Origin of the sequence: Bacillus cereus group sp. BfR-BA-01356 (genome assembly GCF_022663635.1) — a bacterium.
In the GTDB taxonomy this organism is placed as follows: Bacteria; Bacillota; Bacilli; order Bacillales; family Bacillaceae_G; genus Bacillus_A; species Bacillus_A cereus.
In genome coordinates this window covers 1-9,551 of the sequence record NZ_JAKUFX010000181.1, presented here as the reverse complement: position 1 = coordinate 9,551, position 9,551 = coordinate 1, and the positions used below count along the sequence as shown (strand labels likewise).

Here is a 9,551-nt window from a genome sequence, read left to right as displayed (position 1 = left end):
TATCTAGAAATATCTTGAGACGTCCAAGTATTTTCTTTATTACTGGACTCTTATTAGAGAGTAAAACTAAGCCTGAGATAGGGCTTAAATATTAATATACGAGGGGAATTATTCTGAAGAAAAAGAAATTGCTTCCTATCTATCCTCTTTACTGGAGCAAAATATGGATAATGGAACGCAGCCAAAAACAAATTTTTTTATGTTTTTAAACCAACTTAATGATGATGCGAGAGATTCATATTTACCGATAATATCTAAAAAAGGTAATGTGTTGGAGTTAGATGGAATAGCACTTTTTAAAAGATGTAAAATGGTTGATAAAGTAAACCCTAAAGATTTATTTGTATTTAAATTGTTGACAGATAATTTTAAACAAGGTACATACCAATTCAAACTACCTGGTTCCTCAAATACTTACGCCACGATAGAGAATATAAAAGCTAGAACAAAATATAAGATGGAGGGGAATAGTAAGCATCCATTCGTAAATGCTCATATTCAAGTTAAAGCTGAAATTCAAGAATTTACAAAAACAAAAAATCTAGATAATCCTAAAGAAATAAAAAAATTAGAAAAAATTATGGAAAAAGAAATAGAAAAAAAAGCAACTACATTGATAAAGAGATTTATTAAAAAAGACACAGATCCTATAGGACTTAGAAAGCTTGGTAGAACTCACGTAAGAAAATGGAACAGTCAAGAATGGGAAGAATCCTATAAACATTTACGTTTTCGTGTAACAGCTGATGTAAAAGTAACCCAATCTGGTGTTACAGAATAAATCAAATAAGATATGGTAAATTTCAACAAAAAAATATAGTCTCGCAGGAGATTAGGGAGAAGAGAAACGATTAACAAAGAATTTCATAAACATTAAGATGTTTTGTTAATCGTTTTTATACCTGTAGCTTTATCACTTATAGTAATCATAATTATAATAAAAGAACACCGAAACAAATTCCCGATACCACATAATTATAAGAGGACAATAAAGCATCAAGATATAATGTATGCTTTGTCTGGAAAAAAGAATTTAAGTACTTCAAGGTTAAACACTTAACTTTAAAATAGTAAATTCGTTGCTTGTAGCACTTCAACTAGACTGTGCCCCCGAAAGTTAGAAAGGTCGGTTTATTAAGTAGCCTCTAGGGAATGAGCCTAGTACAATACTGGATTCATTTCCTTTTATTTTTCCTTGATTCTTTCATGATTATAGTATTTTATATACTTTGCTAATTCTTGTTTAAATTCTGTTATACTTTCAAATTCTTTCGATACAGAAATAGACATACAAAAACGCCATTCTTTCTTATAAATTTACAGAAAGAATGGCGTATTCTTCAAAAGTGAGTTCCTTTATTGAAAAGTTTTAGTTCTATATGACAGATAAAAGGGCAAGAAACGCTAAAATAGCGAGAAATCCTTGTTTCATGATAATTGATTTATTGGATGTGAAACCTCCGGAAATAGCTGCTACCACTACACAAATGATGAAAAATAATTGAATCATATAACCAATGGGATTGTTTCCAAGTATAAGTCCCCGAGTGAGGCCAGCTGCTAAGAATTCATTATATAAACCGTTTGCAAATTAATTGTCTAAGTATTTCTAAGTTTAAAGAGTACAGTGTCTTCGTTTTTTATTGAATCAACTTTTACATGTTGGTTCAATATTTTCTATTCTCTTGGAACTTAGTTCTCGTTTACTTCTCACAAAAGCAATAAAATCTATTATCTCTTCTGTTGACAGTGCTTCTCCATCTATTAAAAGTGTTGGATCTGGATCGTTTAGGAGTCTTGTAATATCAATTACATCTTTGTTTTGATGTGAATGTTCAATTCGGCCTAATATATAATCTACAGATGTATCAAATAAATCGGCTATTTTTGATAAAGATTGTAATGAAGGTAATCTATAACCATTTTCATACCCGGCATAGGTGCTTTTCGCAATCCCAAGTCGATCTGCTGTCTCTTGTAAGGACCATTTTTGATTTTTTCTTAATTTAGATAAACGTTCCAGCATTCGTCTCATACCCCATCTAATTTTATTAAATTAATTATAACATAGAAAAAGAATCAATAATAGAAAAAAAGTACGCGTATTGAATACAAAATCTTGATTAATTCAAATTAAGTTCTATAATGATAAATATAAATACGCATTACGCGAACGATATATCGTTGTTTATTTTATGGAGGGGTTGTGTATGAAGAAAATTTTATTACTTGCAACTGGTGGGACAATTGCATCTGTGGAGGGGAATGAGGGGCTTGTTCCAGGATTGTCCGCTGAGGAATTATTGAATTATTTTTCGAAGTCTTCTCGAAACTTAGAAATAGATTGCAAAATCTTAATGAATATTGATAGTACCAATATGCAACCTGAGCACTGGAAAGAAATAGCTAATGCTGTTTTTAATCACTATGATGACTATGACGGGTTTGTGATTACACATGGAACGGATACGTTAGCTTATACATCTTCTGCGTTATCTTATATGCTGCAAGGTTTAAGAAAACCAGTTGTTTTAACAGGTTCACAAGTACCTATTAGTTTTAAAAAGACAGACGCAAAGAAAAATGTAGCTGATGCTCTTAGGTTTGCCTGTGAGGATGTTGGCGGTGTGTTTATTGTTTTTGATAGTAGGGTGATTATTGGGACGAGAGCAGTTAAAATGCGAACAAAAAGTTATGATGCATTTGAAAGTGTGAATTATCCATATGTTGCTGAGGTAAATGAAGATGAAGTGAAATATCATTGGAAGCCGACTTCCTCACATAGTGAACTTTCAATAAATACTAATTTATGTACGGATGTTTTTCTTATGAAATTGTATCCAGGTACAAAGCCTGAGGTATTTGATTGTTTAAAAGATTTGTATAAAGGGATTATTATTGAAAGTTTTGGAAACGGTGGATTACCTTTTGAAGGAAGGAACTTGCTTTCGAAAATTCAAGAGTTGACTGAAATGGGGATTGCTGTAGTGATTACTACTCAATGCCTGGAAGAAGGAGAAGACATACTTCTCTATGAAGTAGGACGGAAAGTGGCGCAACATCAAGTAATATTGTCTGGAGATATGAATACGGAAGCCATCATAGCAAAATTGATGTGGGCGCTTGGGAAAACTAATAAATTAGAAGAGATTAAAAAAATTATTGAAGAGCCTTTAGCCTACGATTTAACAATAAAATCTGATAAGGATTGGTAATGACTTCATATGATTTATTTAGGTTTTACATTTAATATGGGGGAGAAATTAAAATGGCAATGACAAACAAGAACGTGCGAGTGGAGAATGATTTTTTGGGAGGAAAGGAATTACCTATTGAGGCATATTACGGAATTCAGACTTTACGCGCTGTTGAAAATTTCCCGATTACAGGGTATAAAATTCATGAAAGTTTAATTAGAGCGTTCGCAATTGTAAAAAAAGCAGCAGCGCTTGCGAATACAGATGTAGGAAGATTGGAATTGAACAAGGGCGGCGCGATCGCAGAAGCTGCTCAAGAAATTCTTGATGGAAAATGGCATGATCATTTCATCGTAGATCCAATCCAAGGCGGAGCGGGTACTTCAATGAACATGAATGCAAATGAAGTCATTGCCAATCGTGCGCTTGAATTATTAGGGATGGAAAAGGGAGACTATCATTATATTAGTCCAAATAGTCATGTAAACATGGCGCAATCAACAAACGATGCATTCCCAACGGCGATTCATATCGCAACATTAAATGCATTAGAAGGCTTATTACAAACGATGGGTTATATGCATGATGTATTTGAATTAAAAGCAGAACAGTTTGACCATGTTATTAAAATGGGTCGTACACATTTACAAGATGCGGTGCCAATCCGTCTTGGACAAGAATTTAAAGCATACTCTCGCGTACTTGAACGTGATATGAAACGAATTCAACAATCGCGTCAACATTTATATGAAGTAAATATGGGGGCAACTGCAGTTGGTACAGGCTTAAATGCAGATCCAGAATACATTGAAGCAGTTGTAAAACATTTAGCTGCAATCAGTAAATTACCGCTTGTTGGTGCAGAAGATTTAGTAGATGCGACGCAAAATACGGATGCTTATACTGAAGTATCTGCAGCACTGAAAGTATGTATGATGAATATGTCTAAAATTGCAAATGACCTTCGCTTAATGGCATCAGGTCCACGTGTTGGTTTAGCAGAAATTATGTTACCAGCTCGTCAACCAGGTTCATCTATTATGCCAGGGAAAGTAAACCCTGTTATGCCAGAAGTTATTAATCAAATTGCGTTCCAAGTAATAGGTAATGATCATACAATTTGCCTTGCTTCAGAAGCAGGACAATTAGAATTAAACGTGATGGAACCAGTACTTGTTTTCAACTTACTGCAATCGATTAGCATTATGAATAATGGTTTCCGTGCCTTTACAGATAATTGCTTAAAAGGAATTGAAGCGAATGAAGATCGCTTAAAAGAGTATGTTGAGAAAAGTGTAGGAATTATTACAGCCGTGAACCCTCATATCGGTTATGAAGCAGCAGCTCGCGTTGCGAAAGAAGCAATCGCGACAGGGCAATCTGTTCGAGAACTTTGTGTGAAAAATGGTGTATTGTCACAAGAGGACTTAGAGTTAATTCTAGATCCATTCGAAATGACACACCCAGGGATTGCAGGAGCAACTCTTTTAAAGAAAAATTAAAAGAAGAGGGGGGACAAGTCCCTCCTCTTTGTTTACAATATAGGGATTTTATATGTGAATAGAGGTAGGGAGATTATAAGTAAGTAACAGTGGCGTTTAATAGTTCATAGAAACAAAATTAAGAGGAGCAGCAATATAATCAACATCACTTTTAAATAAAGAGGATTTATTAAAACATCTTATCATGTTAACAACAAGTTTACATGAATCTTTATAAATAACTATGACCAACCATGAATCAATAGTTGGCCATAATGATCTTAAAGATCCATATCTTTTAATCCGGGACTATGCTCATTTGGCATTTCAGGAAGTTCTGGTACAGGAAAACCTTTTGGCGGGTCCGTTACTGCTAATGTTCCTTTGTTTCTACTTGGTGATTCACCTTGGAATATTTCTCCCATTCTTGTTGGATCTAAGCTAAAATTAAATTGTGCGTTATGGAATCCCATGTCTACATACTTTCTGCACTCTGGGTATTTATTAATATCATAGTTCGGCACAGGGAAGAGTTTCCCCCATTCAACACCCAATGTCTCTAAAGCCTTTGCGAAAGCATTTTGATGTGCATTATCACGTACAATTAAAAATGCAAGTGTTTCTCTAAAAGTTTGATTGGAACTCATTTCATAAATTCTAGTTTTTTGAAGTACACCTGTAGATTCAAGTACTACGTTATCTAATAAATCGCTAATTAAATTCCCATGGCTATATACCCAAGATCCATTCCATGGGTTGCCAGCTGCATCAACGGGCAATGAACTTTGAGCACCTACAATAAAGTGATGAGGATTGGCATGTTTAACCGCTTCATCAAGTGGTGCTGTGTCAACACCTGCATTTCCTGGTGTAGGTTCACCAGATCCAGTTAATAGTTGATTAATTGTATGTTGTACAAGTTCTACATGGCTTATTTCTTCTAAAAAAACACCTCGAAGTAAATCACGATATTGCTTCTCTTTCCCTCTAAAATTTGAGCTTTGGAAGAAGTATTGCATCATTGTACGCATTTCGCCATAATGCCCACCTAATATTTCTTGTAAAACTTTTGCGGCAGCTGGATCTGGCTTGTCTGGCTTGATAATATTAATCAGTTCTTCTTTATAATAAAACATGAAGTACACCTCTTTTAAGTTAGTTAACATTGTTATCGTGTCCGCTATTTGGTTACTTAATACTTTAATTCATGTTTTTACCAATTATTTATTACCTCAAAATGCAAAGTTTTTGAAAATAACTATTTTAGATGTGAGATGAAAATAGGGGATAGATACTTAGCATTTAATAAAAAAAGATAAGATTACGAAATGTAATCTTATCTTTTCATTAAGAATAATGAATTGTAGCTTCAAGGCTTCAGAATGACTTTTATACAATCATCTTCACGATTATTAAAAATTTGATAACCGTAGCTCGCTTCTTCAAGGGGGATTTTATGTGTAATAATCTCTTTTGGATCAAATTCTTTATTTGTTATTTTTTCAAATAGTTCCGGCATAAAATGAATGACAGGTGCTTGTCCCATTTTAAGATTAATATTTCTAACCCAAAATGCCCCGAGTGGAAATGCATTATAATTGCCACCATAAACGCCAGTCATTTGAACCGTTCCATATTTCCTTACGGCTTTCGTAGCGATTTGAATAGGGCCGAGAGTTCCGCCTTGTAGTTTCAATTTTTGTTCCAGAAATTCTAGAGGCGATTTTTTTCCATCCATTCCCACGCAATCAATGACTACATCGGCACCGCCATGTGTAATTTCCTTTAAATGTTCTCCCATATCTGGAAATTTTGTAAACTCAAATACCTCAACATTGTTAATCTTTTTTGCATAATTCATCCGATAATCTAAGTAATCCACTGCAATTACACGTTTAGCACCTTGCATCCAAGCGAATTTTTGTGTCATTAATCCAACAGGTCCACAACCAAGGACGATAACAGTATCACCTGGCTTAACGCCTGCGTTTATTACACTCCAATAGGCTGTTGGTAAAACATCTGATAGAAATAGTAGGGATTCATCTTCAAGTTCGCATGATTCCGGTATAACAAATGGAGTAAAATTACCAAATGGAACTTTTAAATATTCTGCTTGTCCTCCTGGATGATTACCAAATTTCTCTGTGTAACCAAAGTATCCACCAGAATCGTAATGAGGGTTTGAGTTATCACATTGACTTTCCATTTCATGTTGGCAATAGAAACAATGTCCACAAGAAACGTTGAAGGGGATGACAACACGATCGCCTTTTTTCACTTTAGTGACATCTGGCCCGACTTCTTCAACGATTCCCATTGGTTCATGGCCGATAATGTATCCTTGAGGTAAGGGCATGTTGCCTTGATATAGATGTAAATCAGAACCGCAAATAGCGGTTGAAGTAATTTTTACAATAATATCATCTTTTTTTTCTAATTTTGCATCATCCACTTGTTTAACCTGTACTTGGTTTGGTCCTTGATAGGTTACAGCTTTCATCTCATATCTCCTTTTGAATTATGTCTCAAAACATAATTTTATTTAATCTCTTGGTGAAATAGAAATCCTTCTTTTATTTACTGAAGGGAATTAGAAAGTATACATAGTGTTGTTATGAAAGTATGTTATATCAGTTATTCTTTCTTATATGTTTTGCCCTACTTTAAGAAAAAAATCAATTTTTATTCATAATCTAATTTCCATAAAAAGGATAATTATTATTTCATAATTTGTAGCATATTAAAAACATCGGAGGTGAAACAATATGGGAAAAAATAATAGTGGAAGTCGTAATGAAGTATTAGTTCGAGGCGCTGAACAAGCTCTTGATCAAATGAAATATGAAATTGCACAAGAGTTTGGTGTACAACTTGGTGCAGATACAACAGCTCGTTCAAACGGATCTGTTGGTGGTGAAATTACAAAACGTTTAGTAGCAATGGCAGAACAACAACTTGGTGGTAGAGCTAACCGCTAAGTAAATTAGCTTAAAATATAGCAAATATGTAAATCAATTTCTTTTGTGTATTCATAAAAATAAAAAAACTTATATTAAACAGATTCTCACTCAAAGATTATTGATAATCTTCTTTCATAATCTTTGAGTATTTAATTTGTAAACTACTTTCCTAAACAATAAACACGCAGTGTTGGAAAGGTGTTTTCCATGCATAGTAGAAAATCTTTTGCAGGAAAAAGCATACTTAAAAATTTGATTTCAATATTGAAATCAATATTTATTATGATATTTTCGAAAGGTAGGAATTTAAAAATGGGTATATTAAGTGGAAATCCTCAAAATGAACCTTTACATTACGGAGAAGTATTTGACATTTGGAGTTATCTTCTTGCTGCACAGGGTGCAATTGCAAGCCATCAAGTGTTTATGAATCACACAGGTGATGAAGATTTGAAGAAGTTTTTAGAAGGCTTAATTGAAAATGATATGAATTCGGAAATAGAAGAATTAAAAGCTCTTTTAAAGATTAATGGGGTCGCTTTACCGCCAGCGCCTCCAGAACGTCCAGTTGCATCTATTGAAGACATTCCTCCGGGAGCGCGTATTAATGATGTTGAAATTGCTGCAGCTGTTTCTACAGGATTAGCAGCTGGACTTGTGACATGTAGTCAAGTAATGGGAAAATGTCTTCGAGAAGATGTAGGTATGCTATTCGGACAATTTCATATGAAAAAAGCGCAGGCAGGTGTAACTCTGCTACGTTTAAGTAAGAAAAAGGGATGGGTAGTTCCACCTCCATTACATGTAAGAAATTCTGACCAAGCGTAATAAACAAAAATAAAAAAGTGGCGTTGGCCACTTTTTTATTTTTTAGGTGTATCCTCAAGCTTGGACTTATTTATTGTGGAAGAATCCATATATTCATCTGATATCTCCATAGCGTATTTATCATGGTGAATATGATTATGTTCTCTTAATTCATTGTCATTACGCAGTACTAACTTCTGCATATAAATATGGAAGAAAACTTCTATTCCGCCAATAATTAAAGCAGCTAAAAATGAAGAAAATCCAATATTACGAGTAGCATCTAAATTAGTAAACAAGGATGTTAATAACCAAATTCCGAAGAAGCTTAAACCGAAATCTGCCATTGTAGCAATCGCATTTCCGTATTTAGGTAAAATGAAGAGATCTCCGATTAAATAGGCAGTTCCCGTAAGGAAAAGAGAAATTAATAATACTCTAGGAATTGAAATACCTTGGAAAATACCGAGTATGACTAATAATACCGCAGTTACGGCTGTATATTTAATTAATAAAGCAACAATATGTTTCATCTTTTTTCCTCCACTATTTAAAAGTATATTGAATAAAACATTCCATATAAAACGGGTTATGCTTTTATATAGCGTAACCCGTTTTATATTGTAATGGAGGTCTATTTATGATATCCCATGGCACGTATGTTATATTTCGTTCTCCTATACACTATTATTTTGGGCTTAAAGAGCATCAATTATACCTTTGAATTCGTGGTCGTAATTACCAATTAATTAACTATATATTTTATCATGTAATTTAACATATTAAAGAAAGAAAGAAAGAAAGAAAGAAGGAGGTGAATTAACATGTCAAACAATAACAGTGGAAGCAGCAACCAATTATTAGTACGTGGCGCTGAACAAGCTCTTGATCAAATGAAATATGAAATTGCTCAAGAATTTGGAGTGCAACTTGGTGCAGATGCAACAGCTCGTGCAAACGGATCTGTTGGTGGTGAAATTACAAAACGTCTTGTATCATTAGCTGAGCAACAACTTGGCGGTGGCGTTACTCGTTAATTTTATATACGAAATGGATATAGAGGAGAGGCATGCTGTCTCTCCTTTCTCATACATTTTTTTAGT

9 protein-coding genes and 3 pseudogenes are annotated in these 9,551 nt (G+C 34.0%); 6 read left to right on the top strand and 6 right to left on the bottom strand.

Annotation, left to right across the window (positions count from 1 at the left end):
• Positions 1–94: 94 nt before the first annotated feature.
• Positions 95–781 (top strand): annotated as a pseudogene (locus MR168_RS30825) (Ger(x)C family spore germination protein); the annotation flags it as partial.
• Positions 782–1,185: 404 nt separating this feature from the next.
• Here the strand turns inward: MR168_RS30825 and MR168_RS30820 are convergent.
• The 3 genes and pseudogenes from MR168_RS30820 to ansR all read right to left on the bottom strand — a co-directional run.
• A pseudogene (locus MR168_RS30820) lies at positions 1,186–1,272 on the bottom strand (IS3 family transposase); the annotation flags it as partial.
• Positions 1,273–1,375: 103 nt separating this feature from the next.
• A pseudogene (locus MR168_RS30815) lies at positions 1,376–1,591 on the bottom strand (DUF1304 domain-containing protein); the annotation flags it as partial.
• A 57-nt stretch (positions 1,592–1,648) separates the two neighbouring features.
• Positions 1,649–2,026, bottom strand: coding sequence for an HTH-type transcriptional regulator AnsR (gene ansR, locus MR168_RS30810; protein WP_000893569.1), 378 nt, complete (start codon positions 2,024–2,026; stop codon positions 1,649–1,651).
• 184 nt (positions 2,027–2,210) lie between these two features.
• Here ansR and ansA point away from each other — a divergent pair, with 184 nt between their 5' ends.
• Both ansA and aspA read left to right on the top strand, forming a co-directional pair.
• Positions 2,211–3,215, top strand: a complete 1,005-nt coding sequence (gene ansA, locus MR168_RS30805) for an asparaginase (RefSeq protein ID WP_000722302.1) — start codon at positions 2,211–2,213, stop codon at positions 3,213–3,215.
• A gap of 53 nt (positions 3,216–3,268) precedes the next feature.
• Entirely contained in the window at positions 3,269–4,699 is a 1,431-nt protein-coding gene (gene aspA, locus MR168_RS30800) for an aspartate ammonia-lyase (RefSeq protein ID WP_103597424.1), read from the top strand.
• Between the two features lie 260 nt (positions 4,700–4,959).
• Here aspA and MR168_RS30795 read toward each other — a convergent pair whose 3' ends face one another.
• A complete protein-coding gene (locus MR168_RS30795) occupies positions 4,960–5,814 on the bottom strand; it encodes a manganese catalase family protein (protein ID WP_000500358.1) in 855 nt (284 codons plus the stop codon).
• Positions 5,815–6,047: 233 nt separating this feature from the next.
• Positions 6,048–7,181, bottom strand: coding sequence for a zinc-dependent alcohol dehydrogenase (locus MR168_RS30790; RefSeq protein WP_000649085.1), 1,134 nt, complete (start codon positions 7,179–7,181; stop codon positions 6,048–6,050).
• 265 nt (positions 7,182–7,446) lie between these two features.
• Between MR168_RS30790 and sasP the strand changes: the two genes are divergently transcribed.
• Together sasP and MR168_RS30780 are read left to right on the top strand one after the other, a co-directional pair.
• The gene (gene sasP, locus MR168_RS30785; RefSeq protein ID WP_000517671.1) at positions 7,447–7,659 is read left to right on the top strand and encodes a small acid-soluble spore protein, SasP family; all 213 of its coding nucleotides are present in this window, start codon (positions 7,447–7,449) and stop codon (positions 7,657–7,659) included.
• A 294-nt stretch (positions 7,660–7,953) separates the two neighbouring features.
• Positions 7,954–8,469, top strand: a complete 516-nt coding sequence (locus MR168_RS30780; RefSeq protein ID WP_001986359.1) for a DUF3231 family protein — start codon at positions 7,954–7,956, stop codon at positions 8,467–8,469.
• 35 nt (positions 8,470–8,504) lie between these two features.
• On the opposite strand, the gene MR168_RS30775 is transcribed toward MR168_RS30780, so the two are convergent.
• On the bottom strand, positions 8,505–8,981 hold the full coding sequence (locus MR168_RS30775; RefSeq protein WP_006920770.1) for a YndM family protein: 477 nt from the start codon (positions 8,979–8,981) through the stop codon (positions 8,505–8,507).
• Positions 8,982–9,272: 291 nt separating this feature from the next.
• On the opposite strand from MR168_RS30775, the gene MR168_RS30770 reads away from it, so the two are divergent.
• Positions 9,273–9,485: an alpha/beta-type small acid-soluble spore protein gene (locus MR168_RS30770; RefSeq protein WP_000069660.1), complete on the top strand. Its 213-nt coding sequence runs from the start codon at positions 9,273–9,275 to the stop codon at positions 9,483–9,485.
• The last annotated feature ends 66 nt before the right edge of the window (positions 9,486–9,551 follow it).

Bases quoted from the DNA above. Each gene is read 5' to 3' on its own strand.
- ansR (WP_000893569.1), bottom strand. From the start codon at position 2,026: ATGCTGGAACGTTTATCTAAATTAAGAAAAAATCAAAAATGGTCCTTA.
- MR168_RS30790 (WP_000649085.1), bottom strand. From the start codon at position 7,181: ATGAAAGCTGTAACCTATCAAGGACCAAACCAAGTACAGGTTAAACAA.
- MR168_RS30795 (WP_000500358.1), bottom strand. From the start codon at position 5,814: ATGTTTTATTATAAAGAAGAACTGATTAATATTATCAAGCCAGACAAG.
- ansA (WP_000722302.1), top strand. From the start codon at position 2,211: ATGAAGAAAATTTTATTACTTGCAACTGGTGGGACAATTGCATCTGTG.
- aspA (WP_103597424.1), top strand. From the start codon at position 3,269: ATGGCAATGACAAACAAGAACGTGCGAGTGGAGAATGATTTTTTGGGA.
- sasP (WP_000517671.1), top strand. From the start codon at position 7,447: ATGGGAAAAAATAATAGTGGAAGTCGTAATGAAGTATTAGTTCGAGGC.
- MR168_RS30770 (WP_000069660.1), top strand. From the start codon at position 9,273: ATGTCAAACAATAACAGTGGAAGCAGCAACCAATTATTAGTACGTGGC.
- MR168_RS30780 (WP_001986359.1), top strand. From the start codon at position 7,954: ATGGGTATATTAAGTGGAAATCCTCAAAATGAACCTTTACATTACGGA.
- MR168_RS30775 (WP_006920770.1), bottom strand. From the start codon at position 8,981: ATGAAACATATTGTTGCTTTATTAATTAAATATACAGCCGTAACTGCG.